The organism is Sporosarcina sp. SAFN-015 (assembly GCF_051966875.1).
Classification (GTDB): domain Bacteria; phylum Bacillota; class Bacilli; order Bacillales_A; family Planococcaceae; genus Sporosarcina.
Genome location: NZ_JBQCKP010000005.1, coordinates 18,538 through 34,907 on the forward strand (window position 1 = coordinate 18,538; position 16,370 = coordinate 34,907).

Annotated in this window: 18 protein-coding genes; 11 read left to right on the plus strand and 7 right to left on the minus strand. The window is 43.7% G+C overall.

Translation table 11 applies throughout. From position 1 onward, the window contains the following. Window positions 1-90 precede the first annotated feature (90 nt). Both ACTHPA_RS10235 and ACTHPA_RS10240 read left to right on the plus strand, forming a co-directional pair. Window positions 91-1,323, plus strand: coding sequence for an MFS transporter (locus tag ACTHPA_RS10235; RefSeq protein ID WP_440500129.1), 1,233 nt, complete (start codon window positions 91-93; stop codon window positions 1,321-1,323). A gap of 61 nt (window positions 1,324-1,384) precedes the next feature. Continuing rightward, entirely contained in the window at window positions 1,385-3,241 is a 1,857-nt protein-coding gene (locus tag ACTHPA_RS10240; RefSeq protein ID WP_440500131.1) for a transglycosylase domain-containing protein, read from the plus strand. A 58-nt stretch (window positions 3,242-3,299) separates the two neighbouring features. Here ACTHPA_RS10240 and ACTHPA_RS10245 read toward each other — a convergent pair whose 3' ends face one another. Then, complete coding sequence (locus tag ACTHPA_RS10245) at window positions 3,300-3,860, minus strand: DUF5366 family protein (protein WP_440500132.1); 561 nt, start codon at window positions 3,858-3,860, stop codon at window positions 3,300-3,302. A gap of 163 nt (window positions 3,861-4,023) precedes the next feature. Here ACTHPA_RS10245 and ACTHPA_RS10250 point away from each other — a divergent pair, with 163 nt between their 5' ends. From ACTHPA_RS10250 to mnhG, 7 genes are read left to right on the plus strand one after another with little or no spacing between them, the layout of a single operon-like run. Next, window positions 4,024-6,432: a Na+/H+ antiporter subunit A gene (locus tag ACTHPA_RS10250; protein ID WP_440500133.1), complete on the plus strand. Its 2,409-nt coding sequence runs from the start codon at window positions 4,024-4,026 to the stop codon at window positions 6,430-6,432. After that, window positions 6,419-6,841 (plus strand): Na(+)/H(+) antiporter subunit B, encoded by a 423-nt coding sequence (locus ACTHPA_RS10255; RefSeq protein WP_440500134.1) that lies wholly within the window; start codon window positions 6,419-6,421, stop codon window positions 6,839-6,841. The genes ACTHPA_RS10250 and ACTHPA_RS10255 overlap by 14 nt, the downstream gene beginning before the upstream one ends. Continuing rightward, window positions 6,841-7,182, plus strand: a complete 342-nt coding sequence (locus ACTHPA_RS10260; protein WP_440500136.1) for a Na(+)/H(+) antiporter subunit C — start codon at window positions 6,841-6,843, stop codon at window positions 7,180-7,182. Before ACTHPA_RS10255 ends, ACTHPA_RS10260 begins: the two co-directional genes overlap by 1 nt. Continuing rightward, window positions 7,175-8,656 carry a Na+/H+ antiporter subunit D gene (locus ACTHPA_RS10265; protein WP_440500138.1) on the plus strand — a complete coding sequence of 494 codons (1,482 nt, stop codon included), beginning with the start codon at window positions 7,175-7,177 and terminating at the stop codon, window positions 8,654-8,656. Before ACTHPA_RS10260 ends, ACTHPA_RS10265 begins: the two co-directional genes overlap by 8 nt. Before the next feature lie 6 nt (window positions 8,657-8,662). Then, window positions 8,663-9,142 carry a Na+/H+ antiporter subunit E gene (locus ACTHPA_RS10270; protein ID WP_440500139.1) on the plus strand — a complete coding sequence of 160 codons (480 nt, stop codon included), beginning with the start codon at window positions 8,663-8,665 and terminating at the stop codon, window positions 9,140-9,142. Continuing rightward, entirely contained in the window at window positions 9,139-9,420 is a 282-nt protein-coding gene (locus ACTHPA_RS10275; RefSeq protein WP_440500140.1) for a Na(+)/H(+) antiporter subunit F1, read from the plus strand. The genes ACTHPA_RS10270 and ACTHPA_RS10275 overlap by 4 nt, the downstream gene beginning before the upstream one ends. After that, the gene (gene mnhG / locus ACTHPA_RS10280; RefSeq protein WP_440500383.1) at window positions 9,404-9,781 is read left to right on the plus strand and encodes a monovalent cation/H(+) antiporter subunit G; all 378 of its coding nucleotides are present in this window, start codon (window positions 9,404-9,406) and stop codon (window positions 9,779-9,781) included. Before ACTHPA_RS10275 ends, mnhG begins: the two co-directional genes overlap by 17 nt. A gap of 52 nt (window positions 9,782-9,833) precedes the next feature. Here the strand turns inward: mnhG and ACTHPA_RS10285 are convergent, their stop codons facing one another. Together ACTHPA_RS10285 and ACTHPA_RS10290 are read right to left on the minus strand one after the other, a co-directional pair. Next, the gene (locus ACTHPA_RS10285; RefSeq protein ID WP_440500141.1) at window positions 9,834-10,076 is read right to left on the minus strand and encodes a hypothetical protein; all 243 of its coding nucleotides are present in this window, start codon (window positions 10,074-10,076) and stop codon (window positions 9,834-9,836) included. A gap of 123 nt (window positions 10,077-10,199) precedes the next feature. Then, complete coding sequence (locus ACTHPA_RS10290) at window positions 10,200-11,711, minus strand: leucyl aminopeptidase (RefSeq protein WP_440500142.1); 1,512 nt, start codon at window positions 11,709-11,711, stop codon at window positions 10,200-10,202. A gap of 152 nt (window positions 11,712-11,863) precedes the next feature. Here ACTHPA_RS10290 and ACTHPA_RS10295 point away from each other — a divergent pair, with 152 nt between their 5' ends. After that, window positions 11,864-12,343: a divergent PAP2 family protein gene (locus ACTHPA_RS10295; protein WP_440500143.1), complete on the plus strand. Its 480-nt coding sequence runs from the start codon at window positions 11,864-11,866 to the stop codon at window positions 12,341-12,343. Window positions 12,344-12,390: 47 nt separating this feature from the next. On the opposite strand, the gene ACTHPA_RS10300 is transcribed toward ACTHPA_RS10295, so the two are convergent. The 4 genes from ACTHPA_RS10300 to ACTHPA_RS10315 form a co-directional block, all read right to left on the minus strand. Then, entirely contained in the window at window positions 12,391-12,717 is a 327-nt protein-coding gene (locus ACTHPA_RS10300; RefSeq protein WP_440500144.1) for a YuiB family protein, read from the minus strand. A 101-nt stretch (window positions 12,718-12,818) separates the two neighbouring features. Next, window positions 12,819-13,316: an NUDIX domain-containing protein gene (locus tag ACTHPA_RS10305; RefSeq protein WP_440500146.1), complete on the minus strand. Its 498-nt coding sequence runs from the start codon at window positions 13,314-13,316 to the stop codon at window positions 12,819-12,821. A gap of 69 nt (window positions 13,317-13,385) precedes the next feature. Continuing rightward, window positions 13,386-14,603: an NAD(P)/FAD-dependent oxidoreductase gene (locus tag ACTHPA_RS10310; protein ID WP_440500147.1), complete on the minus strand. Its 1,218-nt coding sequence runs from the start codon at window positions 14,601-14,603 to the stop codon at window positions 13,386-13,388. Between the two features lie 531 nt (window positions 14,604-15,134). Further along, on the minus strand, window positions 15,135-15,500 hold the full coding sequence (locus ACTHPA_RS10315) for a HesB/IscA family protein (protein ID WP_440500149.1): 366 nt from the start codon (window positions 15,498-15,500) through the stop codon (window positions 15,135-15,137). 124 nt (window positions 15,501-15,624) lie between these two features. Between ACTHPA_RS10315 and ACTHPA_RS10320 the strand changes: the two genes are divergently transcribed. After that, window positions 15,625-16,320, plus strand: a complete 696-nt coding sequence (locus ACTHPA_RS10320) for a DUF2225 domain-containing protein (protein WP_440500150.1) — start codon at window positions 15,625-15,627, stop codon at window positions 16,318-16,320. Window positions 16,321-16,370: the final 50 nt, after the last annotated feature.

Here is a 16,370-nt window from a genome sequence, read left to right on the forward strand (position 1 = left end):
GGGAATCTCTACTCTGATAAACGATTTCCAATTAACTCAACGCCGTGCTGAAAAAACTCGGCGGGTCAGTATGAAAGCGGGTCACATTATATGGATGTACAAAAACGTAATTTCATCATCATTTGGTTCGCAAACTTTCTAGTCGCCGGTACAATGACGATGATCATGCCATTCCTGTCTTTATATATAGAAACGTTCGGGGATCATTCGGATGCATACGTCCAAAAATGGGCAGGATTGATTTTCGGAGCGACATTCATTACAGCATTAATTATGTCGCCGATTTGGGGGCGAATTGCTGATAAATACGGATTTAAACCGATATTGCTCATTAACGGTTTCGGAATTGCGGTTTCCGTCTTCCTGATGGGTTTCGTTCATTCAGTTGAAGCATTCTTCATCCTCCGTCTATTCAATGGTGTCGTCACGGGGTTCATACCGACATCGCTCGCATTCGTTTCCTCTCAAACCGCAAGGGAAGAAGCCGGCAAAAAACTTGGTACACTACAAATGGGAAGCGTTACGGGAACATTGTTTGGACCTGTGCTAGGCGGATTGATGGCCGATGCATTCGGATTTAAATACACTTTCATCATCACTTCCATCTCTGTCGTCGCCGCAGCCCTGATCGTATTGTTCGGGATAAAAGAACAGAAGAAAGTGAAGACGAAGAAAGCCGTACAATATTCGCGGAAAACGATATTAGCAGGATTGCTTCATCATCGTCTCATGTTGAACGTTATGATTGTGACTTCCTTAATCCAAATCGGGAACTTCAGCATCCAGCCCCTCCTTTCCTTATACGTTGCAGGGTTGACAGATTCGAAAGATGTCGCTTTTCTGGCAGGTCTCACCTTCAGTGCTGCCGGTGTCGGAAACCTGCTGTTCGCAAGGAAGTGGGGAAAAATGGGGGATGAAATCGGGTACGAAAAAGTGCTTGGCATATTGTTGCTCCTCTCTTTCGTCTTTATCGTCCCGCAAGCTTTTGTCTCTTCCATCTGGCAATTGATGATTTGGCGGCTACTATTCGGAATTGCAATAGGCGGCATGATCCCGATTACGACTGCCCTCGTAAGGCGGGAAGCTCCGATCGATATCCAAGGAGAAGTAATGGGATACAATTCAAGCTTCCGTTTTCTCGGCAACATTATCGGTCCGATGTTCGGCGGGGTTGTCAGTGGCTTCATCGGCATTTCGTCGGTATTCATCCTTACTGGCATCCTTTTCTTAATAGGCTTTGCATTCCTTTATTATGCAAAAAGAAAACCAGTACAGGATTTTGAAGATTTCCTGGCAGCAGAAAGCGGACAATCCAGCAAATGAAATTTAGCACATTTCCAAAACGGAAATGTGCTATTATTTTTTCATAGGAAGGGGGTCCATTTTGAAAAAGTTTAGTAGCTTCATCATCACAATCATGATGATTCCCTTGTTGCTTGTCATTCAGCAGGCTGTTGCCAAAGAGTGGTCGAAAGCGCAGGTTTTGAAAAATACAATTGGAGATACGATTGAACTCACTGAACCTTCCATCAGCATTCCGATTTCAATGACAGACCGAGATGGGAGGATTTTTGCGGAGGAATATGTGGAATGGAGGCAGCCGCTTCCTTTGGATTCCATTCCTGATTTTGTTCAGCAGCTGTTTCTTGTGAGTGAAGATCAAAGATTCTTTGAACATAAAGGATATGACATCGCTGCAATTGCTAGAGCTTTCGCAGTCAATGCAAGAAATGATGAGATGAGCCAAGGAGGTTCAACGATTACCCAACAAGTCGTAAGGATGCGATTTTTGACGACTGAAAAGACATACGAGCGGAAATTCAAAGAGCTGTTGTATGCGGCAGAACTGGAACAGCAGTCGACAAAAGAAGACATCCTCGGAATGTATTTGAATGAAATGTTTTTTGGCAATCAAGTATATGGTGTTGGTGCGGCAGCAACTTTTTATTTCAACCGCCCTCTCGATGAATTGAATCCAGCCGAAATGGCGTTCATCGCTGCAATCCCGAATAATCCTTCCCATTACGATCCGCTCCGTCACTTTGACAATACGAAGAAGCGGCAAGAGCTCCTCTTATCCGTCCTTACAACAAACGGTGTCATGACGGAGCAGGAAGCGGATATGTGGAAGCAAGAAAAAATAATGTTACATGTAAAAGAAAAAGCAAATGAATTTAATATGTATAGCTCTTATGTTCTAGCCGAGCTAGAAGATTTAATAGGTCAGTCGGAAGGATTTACAGCATCCATCGCGGCTGCATCGACCCCTAGTGAAAAACAGGCGCATCTCGACGCTTTGAAAAAACGGACTGCTGAAGTGATCGCTGGAGGAATAAAAATTGAAACAGCTCTTGATTCTAAGAAGCAAAAGCATGATGAATCCTCTCTTTCCTCTCTGTTAAGAACGAAAAATTTACAAGCAGGGGCAGCTGTCATTGATAATTCGACGAAAGAAATCGTAAGCGTCTATGGAGGTAACAGCTTTCGCAAAGGAGATTTCAACAGAGCCTATCAAGCTGTGAGACAACCTGGCTCCGCCATCAAGCCTTTGCTCGTATACGCACCTTATCTTGAAAGCGGCCCATTCAAGGAAAGCACGCCGATCGACAGCAGCAATATTTGCATAGGTTCGTACTGTCCAACGAATATTGGTGGGTATACGTATGGGATGACGACCGTGAAAGAAGCGTTTCGTCATAGTCATAACACGGCGGCTGTGAGATTATTCCATAAGGTAGGGATTAAAGAGGCTTTTAATCATTTAAGTGCATTCCAATTCGAAAACGTCACCGACGAAGACTTCACCTACCCTGCTGCTCTAGGTGGTTTCCATAAAGGCGTGACCCCGCTCGAACTAGCTTCGGCCTATTCCAGCTTCGTGGATGGCATGTATTCCAAACCTCACGCCATCCGATATGTAAAAGACCGTCACGGAAATACACTTTACGAATGGAAAGATGAAGCTATGAAAGTATGGTCCGCCTCAACGGTTTCGACGATCCGTAACTTAATGCAAGACGTCGTAGTAAACGGAACAGGTAGAGGGATCCGCAGCACAACAACATATACTGGAGCAAAGACAGGAACGACTGACCATTACAAAGACTTATGGGTAGCAGGCATGAACGACCAATACACAATCGCCGTCTGGATCGGCTACGACAAACCATCATCCATCCAACACCTAAGCAACCAAAAGCTACACCTGCGCGCTTTCAGTGAATTGCTGTATGTTCCTTAAAACAAAAATCGTTGAAATGATCACATCAGTGTTCGTTTCAACGATTTTTTAATGAGGTTCAAACAACCGGAAGACTCGCAAGAACACCATTATAAAGCTTCAAAACAATATAAATAACACCAGATAAAAAGATCCCCCAAACGAATATTTCAAAAAACAACAAACCAATCATACTTGGAATCGTCATGAACTTACTCAATTTAAACATCATAAAAACAAAATAAACAAATGTCGTCAACAGGAAGATCACTAAAAGAATCTTCACCGACTGTATGCCGCCTACCGAAGCAAGCGCTCCAATAAAATAAATCAAATTGCCGCTCTTCGCCTCACTATACGACTCCCCCACTGCATCGATCGAGAAAAACAACATCGCCGTCTCATGAATCGTCTCTGCAATCAGCTTCAAAGCAGAAAAAATCATAAAAAAAGCAAGCGAATAAATGACTAGAAGAAAAAGACGCAGTTGTGTATCCGTCAAAAACTCCCTCATGCCTGCATATAAACCGATTTGACCAAAAAAAACAATCGATGCCCCTACTAAATAGACACCGAACGTCAAACTAAACAGTGTAATTGTCAGAAATGGCAAATAGCCAAAAAGATACGGATTTCTCATTTGACACCCCGAAAGCAAATAAATTCTCTTTTCCCTATAATATAGGAAGGTAAACCAAAATCGCAACAACACCCAAATGTCTCCTATGCATTTCGCCGGATTTTACGTTATACTTTTAAACAATGCAAAGAATAATGATTCGTTCATTGGAAGGAGGATTACTTTGGAATTCGTATTACTGATTTTTCTGCCGATTGTAGCGGCACTATTCATACCGTTCCTATTTCGAAAAATAAAAGGTATACATACTGGATGGTTCGTCCTTGCTGTTCCTGTTGTATTATTCATTTATTATACAACATTCATCAAGACGACAATGGACGGTGGACATGCATTATCTGAACTACAATGGATACCTTCGCTCGGTATCTCATTCGTATCCTATTTGGATGGGTTGAGTATTTTATTCTCCCTGCTTATTACAGGGATTGGAGCGCTCGTTGTACTCTATTCGATCTTTTATCTCGATAAGAACAAGGAGAAGCTAGGTAACTTCTACGTCTATCTTCTTCTATTCATGAGTGCAATGCTTGGGGTTGTCCAATCGGATAATGTCATTTCGCTCTATCTATTTTGGGAGCTTACATCCATTTCATCATTTTTATTGATCGGTTATTGGTTTACTCGTGACGGTTCTAGATTCGGCGCTTTAAAATCAATGATGATAACCGTTTTCGGAGGACTGATGATGCTTGGAGGGTTCATCCTTCTAGGTATTATGGGAGGTACATTCTCCATCCGGGAGCTAATTGCCGAATCGTCCACATTCGTTGGGCATGAATTTTTCACATTAGCGCTCGTACTCATTTTACTTGGGGCCTTCACGAAATCTGCACAGTTTCCATTTTACATTTGGTTGCCAGATGCCATGGAAGCGCCTACACCTGTCAGTGCCTATTTGCATTCAGCGACAATGGTAAAAGCGGGGTTATATCTTGTTGCGCGGTTCACACCGATTTTCGCAGCGTCAGAAGTGTGGATTTGGCTCGTTTCGGGCATCGGATTACTCACATTGTTCTGGGGCTCGCTATTCGCAGTGAAGCAGACAGATCTAAAGGCCATTTTAGCCTTTTCAACCGTCAGTCAGCTCGGCTTAATCATGTCGTTGCTCGGCGCGGGAGCTATTACATTTCATGTGAATGAAACATTGTTCTCCTTTGCTATGTTCGCTGCCATTTTCCATTTGATCAACCATGCGACGTTCAAAGGGAGCTTGTTCATGATAGCAGGAATTGTCGATCATGAAACGGGGACAAGAGATATTCGTAAGCTTGGCGGCCTCATGAGCATCATGCCGGTCAGTTTCACTGTCGCGTTCATCGGGTCGATGTCAATGGCTGGCTTGCCGCCATTCAATGGTTTCTTGAGTAAAGAGATGTTTTTACAATCAATGCTTGCAATCCGTCACTTTGAGTTATTCAATTTTGCTACTTGGGGAGCCTTCTTCCCTGTCATTGCGTGGATAGCAAGTGTATTCACATTCATTTACAGCTTTTACTTCGTGTTCAAAACATTCGCGGGACAAAAAAAGGTTGGCAAGTTGCCGCGTGAGCCACATGAAGCGCCTGTCGGGATGCTCATATCCCCGGTAGTTCTTGCTTCGCTCGTCGTTGCGATCTTTTTCATACCGAATGTTGTCGGGAAATGGCTCGTCAAGCCTGCCGTCATGGCAATCCAACCGTATCAATATTCACATCCATCAGAAGTGGCTGTCCATGTTTCCGCGTGGCACGGATTCGCTTCCCCAGAACTTTGGATGACAGTCGGCATCGTACTTATCGGTGGTCTTCTCTACATGTCGCTGTCGAAATGGCAAAAGTATTATTGGATCCAGCCTGATTCTATTTCCTTGAATGCGCTGTATGACGGAACGATGACGTTTAGCGAAAAAGGCATGAACCGCCTATCTCGCATGTATATGACAGGGCTCATCCGCACCTATTTGTTGTACATATTTGCATTTTTATCGGTAACAACGATAGCAATGCTATTCCTTCAAGATGCATTTGTCGTGGATATGTCCAGCTTTTCAAAAGTAAGTGTGTACGGTGTAATTAATGCTGTCATTCTTTTGCTTGCAGTCGCTTTCGTATTGCTATCTAAAACGAGGCTTGGGGCGATTATATCGCTTGGAGCTGTCGGTTATTCGGTCGCACTATTCTTCGTTATTTTCAAAGCGCCCGATTTGGCACTTACACAATTGGTTATTGAAACTGTGTCGGTTGCGTTATTCTTATTGGCATTTCAACATTTGCCTAAGCTATCCGATCACGGAGAGAAAAAGAGCCATAAATTGGTGAACGCCATTATTGCCCTTGGAGTCGGCGTAACTGTAACGTTGGTTGCTTTGTCTTCCCACTCACAGAAGCTTGTTGAATCCATTTCAAGTTATTACAAGGAAACGGTTGAAACAGAAGCTGGCGGAGGGAATATCGTTAACGTCATCCTTGTGGATTACCGTGGATTTGATACTTTATTCGAAATAGCCGTATTGGCGATTGCCGGAATCGGCGTTCTAGGAATGATTAAACTTCGTTTGGCAAGAAAGGAGAGTTCAGATGAAAACAAATGACGTCATTTTACAGACGACGACAAAAGTAGTATTTTTCATCATTTTCCTTTTTTCAATCCATATTTTCTTTGCTGGGCATTATACACCCGGAGGAGGCTTCGTCGGTGGTTTGCTGACGACAGGAGCGATTGTTCTTCTCTTATTAGCCTTTGATTTGAAAACTGTGCAGAAAGCTTTGCCATTCAATTTTACGATCATGACTGCAATCGGTTTATTATTAGCGCTCGGGACTGCCGCAGGTTCCATCTTTTTCAATGTCCCGTTTTTCACGCATGCTTTTGACTACTTTACTTTGCCATTATTCGGCAAGACATCCCTTCATACGGCGATGGTGTTTGACGCTGGTGTATTCCTCGTCGTCGTAGGCTCAGCTATTACAATCATCCAGTCAATTGGAGGGGATTCGTAATGGAATTGGTAATGGCTATTTTAATCGGTGTCTTATTCACTGCAGCGGTTTATTTGATCCTATCTAGAAGTCTTTTGAAAGTTATCATCGGGACAGGATTATTGAGCCATGGCGCCCATTTGCTCATCCTAACGATGGGTGGACTAGGAGGCCTGGCACCTCCCGTTATATCAGAAGGCGTGACGGACTTTGCGGATCCATTGCCGCAAGCGCTTATTCTAACAGCGATTGTCATCAGCTTCGGTGTGACGGCTTTCATTCTCGTAATGGCGTACCGCGCTTATGCTGTCCATAAAACCGATGACATGAATCAACTGAAAGGAAATGACGAACATGATTAACTTACTTTTATTCCCGATCATCATACCTTTCCTTTTTGCGATTCTACTGCTGTTCTTTAAAGAGAACGTCCAGGTCCAGAGGGTTTTATCATGTATCGGAGTCGTGCTTAGCCTCATTGCTTCGTTCTATTTGTTAGTGACCGTCAAAACGGACGGCATCCAGTCTGTTACACTAGGCAGCTGGCCAGCACCGTTCGGAATTACGATGGTATCGGATATGTTCTCCGCATTATTAGTCACGACGACCCTTTTAATTACCTTATTCGTCGTTGTCTACAGTTTCACTGCAATTGGAGAAGAACGGGAGAAGTTCTTCTACTACCCTGCCATCCTATTCATGGTTACAGGAGTGAACGGTGCATTTACAACCGGAGATATATTCAATATGTTCGTCTTTTTTGAAGTTCTGCTCATCGCATCCTACTTATTGATCGTCCTTGGCGGCGAAAAAAAGCAATTGCGTGAATCGATCAAGTACATACTTGTTAATGTCGTTTCTTCAGCATTATTTGTTATTACTGTCGCTTATCTTTACTCCGTCGTCGGTACATTGAACATGGCCGATATTTCGGTGAAGATCGCTGAAATTGGTCAACCGGGAATTATCACGGTCATAGCTGTTCTGATGTTGATTGTTTTTGGGGTCAAAGGGGCCATATTCCCGCTCTACTTCTGGCTTCCAGGATCGTATGCTGCTCCTCCTATCCCGGTTCTCGCTTTGTTCGGCGCTTTGCTGACGAAGGTCGGAGTATACGCGATTATGAGGACGTATACGTTGTTTTTCACTCACAATATCGGAGTCACCCATGAGATTTTGATGGTTGTATCCATTTTGACCGTCATTGTCGGCTGCATCGGTGCGCTAGCATACTTCGATTTGAAGCAGATTATCATTTATAACATCGTCATTGCGGTCGGCGTCATTCTTTTCGGTGCATCTCAGATGAATGAAGCGGGTATCTCTGGCGCGATCTTTTACTTAGTGCATGACATGCTTATCAAAGGAGCTCTGTTCTTGTTGATCGGCATTATCATTTATGTCACCGGTACGTCAAATTTACGGAAAATGGGCGGATTGATGAAAACCCATGCCCCTCTTGGGTGGTTTTACTTGATTGCTGCCTTCGGATTAGCAGGCATTCCGCCATTAAGCGGGTTCATTGGGAAACTGCTCATTGCCCAAGGTGCATTTCAGGCCGATAATGTGTGGGGAAGCATCCTTATCCTTGCATCGAGCTTGATCGTTCTGCTCTCGGTTATCAGGATTTTCATATATGCATTCTGGGGAGAGCCTGTGGAACTGCCGAAAACGAAGCGGAAGCCATACGTACGAATGATGCTTCCAACAATCGTTTTAGTCATTCTTTCGGTCTTTTACGGAGTCGGAACTGAGTGGCTCATTCCTTACGTGACAGACGCCACGGATGTATTACTACAACCATCCATCTATATTGATGCGGTGCTGAAGGAGTAGATGTCGATGGCATTTCAAATATTATTGAACTTTCTAATCGCTGTCATTTGGATGTTCATGAATTCTTCATTGACTGCGACAACTTTCATCATCGGATATTTGATCGGTTTGATTTTAATTGTCATTACGAGACGATTTTTCAAATCGCGGCTTTATATATGGCGACTTTGGGCGGCCATAAAATTGACGCTGTTGTTCTTCAAAGAACTGGTGCTTTCAAATATTTCGGTTCTACTGCTTGTCATTAAACCGAAATTACAGCTCCAGCCTATGATTTTCGCGTTGCCGACGGAGCTTGAGCATGATTGGGAAATCACACTATTATCCAGCCTGATCACGTTGACACCCGGAACGCTTGTACTTCACGTATCTGATGACCAACGCACATTGTACATCCATGCAATCGACGTTGACGATGTGGACGAAGCGATTGACTCTATAAAAAATTCATTCGAAAAAGCGATCATGGAGGTGAGCCGGGCATGATGATTTTTATTTGGGCGTCACTGATTCTCGTAGTGTTAACGATGATCGGTGTCATGTTCCGTGTATACCGGGGACCTTCTGTGCCCGATAGGCTCATCGCTCTTGATGGAATTGGCGTTATGCTCATTTCAGCAATCGCGCTGATTTCCATTTTGTTCGACACCGCCTTTTTCATCGATGTAATTTTATTAATTGCCATTATGTCGTTCATCGGCACAGTGTCATTCTCCAAGTTTATTGAGAAAGGAGAGATCATTGAACGTGACCGTAATCGCTAATATTTTAATCGTTACGACTATCAGCGTCGGTGTCATTTTCACGATTGTGGCGATGATTGGCATTTTACGATTACCAGACGTCTATACACGTGCACATGCAGCATCGAAAAGTGCGACTCTCGGTGTTCTTAGTATATTGCTTGGCGTGTTCTTTCACTTTTGGTTGAAGGAAGGCCATTTTAGTATCTCCCTGCTTCTCGGTATCGCATTCCTGTTCATCACCTCCCCAATTGGCGGACACTTAATGGGCCGCGCCGCCTATATGTCAGGTGTAAAGCCAACTGAATTAACCGTTGGGGATGATTTGAAGGAAGTCATCAAAGAGGCTAAAGAGATCAACATGAAGAAATTAAAAGATTGAAGCAAAAGACAAACAAACTCGGTATTCCATATTGGAATACCGAGTTGTCTTTTTAATATGGAAAGCCGTATGGTGGATAATTGTAATACGGAGGATATCCATATCCATATGGATAATAATTATATGGATATCCATACGGATAGTTATAAGGATAATAAGGTGGGAACAAGGCGTTGCCAAGGAAGCTGCCTACTAAACCACCTAAAAAGGGACCACCTACCCCAAATCCAAACCCGTCATTCCTTCTGTAATTCCTTCCATAACCACCACGATGCCTATTATCAAAACGTACCATCTATATCCCCCTTTCTCACTTATCCTATTCGTGACGGGCTAAGTGAGGAGGGACGGACGCCTATAGGTCAATCCAATAACGGTTACTCCGGCATCCAATTTACAACCGAAGACTTCAAGCTTTTCATTCAGTCACATCAGCATCTGCCATACGCTCGACAACTGTAGCAAGAGTACGGACCATTACACCCGTAGCACCTTTAGGACCGAGGTCATGGGCAGCCGACGCATCTGAAGTGCCTGCGATGTCCAAATGAATCCATGGAGTGTCTTCCGCGAATTCACCGACAAATCCTCCACCGAAGATCATATGACCGTCACGGCCCGGTGAATTGTTCAAATCGGCAACATCACTTTTTCGGATACGCTTCTTGTCGCTCTCTGTAAGCGGCAATCTCCATACGAATTCACCTGTTTCCAACGAGGCTTGCATGAACTCTTCAAAGAACGATTCATCATTCGTCAATGCCCCGGTCTTGTCATTGCCTAGTGCGACAATAACGCCTCCCGTGAGCGTCGCTACGTCTATCAAATAGTTAGCTCCGGATTGCTTCGCGTACGTGACTGCATCGGCAAGAACAAGTCTTCCTTCTGCATCCGTATTCAACACTTCAATCGTTTTGCCGCTTAGTGACGTAATGACATCATCAGGCTTGAACGCTTCGCCTGAAACCATATTATCCGTCGCTCCGATAACAGCGATGACGTTTTTCGCAGGACGCAGCTCTCCGATGATATTCATCGCTCCGAGCACTGCTGCCGCTCCGCCCATATCGCCTTTCATGCCGACCATTCCTTCACGAGGTTTCAATGAGTAGCCGCCTGTATCGTATGTCACTCCTTTGCCGACAAGACCAACAACATTTTCCCACTGTTCAGTTCCAGCATATTTCAATACGATGAGACGGGGCTCTTCAACGGATCCTTTATTAACTGCCAAGATTGCACCCATACCAAGCTCTTCCATCTCTTTTTTACCGAGGATTTCAATTTCAAAATCATGTTTTTCCGCAAGTTCCTTGGCATACTCCGCCATCTTCGTTGCAGTTAGAATATTTGGCGGTGTGTTCACTAACGTACGTGCCTCATTGACCGCGTTTGCATATGTACTACCTACTTCGAATGCCGCCTTTAATTCATCTTCATCAGCCGCCGTTAAAAATGCCACATCTGTCAGCGAGACATCTCTTTCGTTCGAATCGGTCTTATACCCTTCAAATTGATAAGAGCCCATGCCGATTCCTTCTGCTGCAGCGAAGACGACATCAACACACGCCAATTCTTCATTCGTAAATGGAGCTGTCCAAATGGCCACTGATGATGCCTTGGATGATTTCAATTCTTTGCCTAATGCTGCAAATGCTTGACGTAAACGATCTTCCGTCAGCTTTTTGGATGCCCCGAGTCCGATGAAGATGATACGCTCATATCCTAGCGCCTCCAATGCAGGCATTTTGACGATTTTTTTGAAATCTGTCTTAATATCTCCAGATTTGACCCAATCCATCAGACGCGGACTGAATGAGTCGGCAAATGTTTTCCACCCTTCTACATTTTCAGGATGTTCCGGAACACCTATAACGAGTACTTCCGATTTCACATTACTGAATTCAGGTACAATAAATGATGCTTTCATTTGACTACCTCCCACTTTTCATACATCCTCTATTATATACCAATTCACTCTCGAACCAAAAGAATCATTCAAAAAAATCGGACTTTCAATAGTCAACGACAAATGATATGGTATACTATTTGTAGAATTTTCATTAGAAAAGGAGTGGAATCATGTCCTTATTGCAAAACACTCCGCTCCTCGCGGCATTATTTGCGATTTTTTTCGCTCAATTTGTTAAGATTCCGATTCACTTTTTATTGACAAGAAAATTGGACTGGAAGTTGATGACGTCCACCGGGGGCATGCCGAGCTCCCATTCAGCCGCGGTATCCGCGCTGACAACTGCCATTGCCTACGAAGTCGGACTCGATTCCCCGCTGTTCGCGGTATCTGCCATTTTTGCAGTCATCGTCATGTTCGATGCAACCGGGATCCGCTACCAAGCAGGCCAACAGGCACTCATTATTAATCAAATGAGAGTAGACTTCCAAACGTTTGTGACAGAAGTGAAAGGCTGGCAACAGAAAGACGGGCAGCAAAAGATCATGGAGTTGAAAACCCTATTAGGCCATAAGCCAAGCGAAGTATTTGCAGGTTCAGTGACGGGCATTCTCATTTCAGTCATCACCTATTCATTTATCGTGTCATAAAACAAAGAAGAAGGTGCTCCCTCGTCGTGGGACACCTTCTTCTTATCTTAGAACATCTGATATCCTTGCTTTCTTAGCAGCTTAATAACAAATCCTGAAATGATGGCGCCAACGAGCCCGCTTGCAAGAATGATAATATCGGCTGCATGGAGAGACATAATTTTTTCGCCGAGCAAATTGAAAGAATTACCCGGATTTGTGAAGTAATCAAATACTTTCACTTCATCGATAATCAAAATGACGACGATCGGATAGACAATCGCCATTAACCACGTCATACGGAGCAGCATATTTAGCAAGAAGCCTATTCCGAAAAACATGACCATGAAAATAATTATGGATAAAACGACATGTGTCAATGAAATTGTTCCCAAATTATTTACCTCCGCTTTCCATTCACCATTTTACAGGAACAGGTGCATGCTTTCAATATAACAGTGTCAATTCAATGATTTGTCGAAATTAGAACTTTTGTTCATTTTTTGTAAAACAGTTTGTATGATGTGTATCCAAACCAATCTCCTGGATCCATCTGTTCCATTTCAAGCAGTCCTGACTCTATTGCCCTTTCCGCAATTTCATGGATCATTGCTGACACATTGGGATCATCCTTCAACTCAAATGGTGTTTTCCAAGCAACTTCCGAGATTTCTTCCTCTTGGGGAATTAAGAGCTGATCGTCTCGTTCAGGGCGTAATAGAAAAATCGCCATGTTGTCACTAATATTGCCTTGCAATATGCCGGTACGAAAACCGACCATCCCTTCCAGTTTGCAATCGAGTCCTGTCTCCTCTTTCACTTCTCGAATTGCGGCTTGATCGGCTGTTTCATTCCCTTCCACGAAGCCGGCTGGCAACGACCACATCCCTTTCAATCCGCTATATGTCTTTTTGACGACGAGCCATTCACCGTTGCTGTTCATGACAATGGCAGATGCTCCGAGCCAAACATTTCCTCGTTTGTTTTTCGCCAATCATATCCCCCCTTTAAAAAACACCCGCCATGGAATAGGCGGGTGTGAATTATTAGTTGCATGCAATTCTTATTTTAGAAAGTTGAATTTACCTTTTTTAATAGTCAAGCCTACTCCGCCGATCATGAATAGGGAACGGTTATCAACAACTTTTTTCATGAATGAAGCTTTTTTACCCATCAATTTCTTACCGAAAGCGACACCGATTGCATCGTCATCACCAAGAGAAGCGATGCTTCCTTTAATATCTGGAGTGAATTCGGAAGTCGGGTTGCCTTTAATCAATGCGATCAAGTTGTTCGCACACATATCACCTTGTTGCATCGCGATTTGAGCCGTTGGAGGATATGGACGATTCGTTTCTTCATTGATCATCAATGCGCAGTCACCAACGATGAATACGTCATCATGTCCTGGAGCTCGAAGGTCTTTTTCAACTTTGACACGCGCACGCATATTTTCAATGCCAGTTTGTTCGATCAAGCGATTGCCGCGAACACCAGCTGCCCATACGACAGTACCAGCTTTGATGAATTCAAACTCATCTTCGCCTTTTTTAATGTTGACGCCTTCTGGAGTTGCTTCTACAACTGGCGTACCGATGGAGAATTCAATTCCTTTTGCTTTCAATTGTCTTACCGCGTAGTCTACCAATTCAGGATCGAAGCCTGGCAACACCATAGGTGCCGCTTCTACACAAATGACGCGAACTTTCTCTTGAGGAACATCAAACTCTTTGCAAAGCTCAGGTACACGATTGCCAAGTTCCCCTAGGAATTCAATTCCAGTGAAGCCCGCTCCGCCGACAACAATTGTCAAACGGCTATCGTCTTTTTCATCTTCAAGAGACCATGTTGCAAATTGATATTCGATATGCTCACGGATTTGACGAGCCGCATTTACGTTAGCGATTGACAATGCATATTTGTCAAGGCCTGTAATACCAAACGTTTCACCTTCGAAACCTAATGCAATGACAAGGTAGTCGTAAGTATGCGTACCGACATTAGTTGTGACCACTTTACCTGGGATATCAATTGCTTGAACTTCCGCTTTTACAAATTTAACTTTTCCTTCATTGATGACACTTTTAATATCATAGCGAACTTGTTCAGGCGACAAAGTTCCTGCAGCCGCTTCATGAAGCCAAGTCGACTCATAGTGATAATCATTTTTATTAATAAGTACAATATCAGCCTCGTCAGTGCCGATTGATTTTTGCAAGTTGACGACTGTGGATAAACCGCCGTAACCCGCACCTAATACTAAGATTGTCGGTCTTTTCACGAAAATCGAAACCACCTTTAATTTTTATTATGTGCCGGGTCCGTTGAAAATCAGTTCTTGCGACGATTTAACCAGTCCTGGCATTTGCCTTTATTCGACAAACTTCTACTCTTCAATAGTAGCCTTTTTAGTAGGCCTTTTCAACATCATAATGATAAAAATCATTAATTGGAATATAAGAACAAAAGCGGAAGGCGCCTGCCTAGAGGCGACAGGCATAAGACAAAGATGCGGCGTGGCGCTTTTTGCCACAGAGCAGCTTTGACTTATGACCCCGAGCCTCTGGCGCCCGGAGTCTAGACGACAACAAAAGCGTAGGGTGGCGTTTAACTCCGACAGGCATAAGGCGGATCCGCAAACGGCGCTCTTTGCCGTGCAGCGGAGCTGACTTATGACCCGAGGAGTTGCCACCCGGAGTCTAGACGTAATAAAAACCTCCCCACCCAGATGAACCCGGAAGGCATGTCTGGATATAGGAGGAATCGTTTATAAATGTACCTAGGCAAAATAGCATCAGGATCTATAATAAGCTTAATCGCAAGCTTCTGGAGTTCCGACTTTCTTAGCCGTTCTAAATGAAGTTCCGCAGCCGCATGATGCGATGGCGTTCGGATTATCTATTGTAAATCCCCCACCCATCAAGGACTCTTTGTAATCAACCTTTGTCCCTTCAAGGATTCCTGCATCCTCTTTGGAAACAACAATTTGAATACCATGCTGTGTTAGTAGGTAATCATCATCAGACTGTTGCTCTTCGAATCCTAAGCCATATGTTAATCCGCTGCAACCTCCGCCATTTACTGCAACGCGAAGGAATGAACCTTCCTCACCGTTATGAGTCATCATTTCTTTCACATGAAACGCTGCAGCTTCAGTAATTTCAACATATTGTTTCATTTACATCCACCTTCCCGCTTTTCTTCTATCATATCAATGATTTTACCGATTACGCAATTATATACACTCCAATCGGAAGAAGATGGTGTATAATGAAATGTATAGTGCGAAAGGATGATGTTGATTGGAGATCAATCCTACTTATGTCAAGAAAACGGTTTGTTTGAATTGCAAGGAGAAATTTACTACAACGAAGATCCGTTCACGCTTCGTCCGTGTCACGAAGCATGATAGCGACTTTAAACCAATATATACGGATTCTAGCGTCAACCCGATACTCTATAATGTCTCCGTTTGTCCCAATTGTGGATTTGCCTACACAGATGAGTTTTCCAGCTACTTTGCACCCGGCGTGAAAGAGGAAATTGCACAAAAGATCACCTCCCTATGGAGCGGCAGATCATTCGGTGAAGAACGGACTATTGAAGAGGCAATTGAAGCTTATAAACTTGCTTATGTTAGTGCGAATCTAAAGAAAGAGAAGTCATTGACGATGGCAGGCATTACGCTTCGAATCGCTTGGCTATACGACGATATCGAAGACTTCGTGTCCGGGAATCGTTTTAGAACAGTATCTCGTAATTTGTATACAGAGGCCTATTCTTCAGGGGATCATGCTGGTACGCAAATGTCGGAGACGAGGGTTTTATATTTGATGGCTGAGCTTTCCCATCTGATTGGTGATAAGGAAGCTGCTATCCGGAACTTCTCAAGAGTAATTGAAGGCCAAAGGACATCGACCGACCCCCAAATTATTGAGATGGCGAAAGAAAGATGGCAGGAAATTAGAGAGCAACGCGAGAAAAGTGCTCATTCATAAATAGAATGGATTGCATTTGGCGTGGGTCGCTTTACTTCGGACGGCAAGCA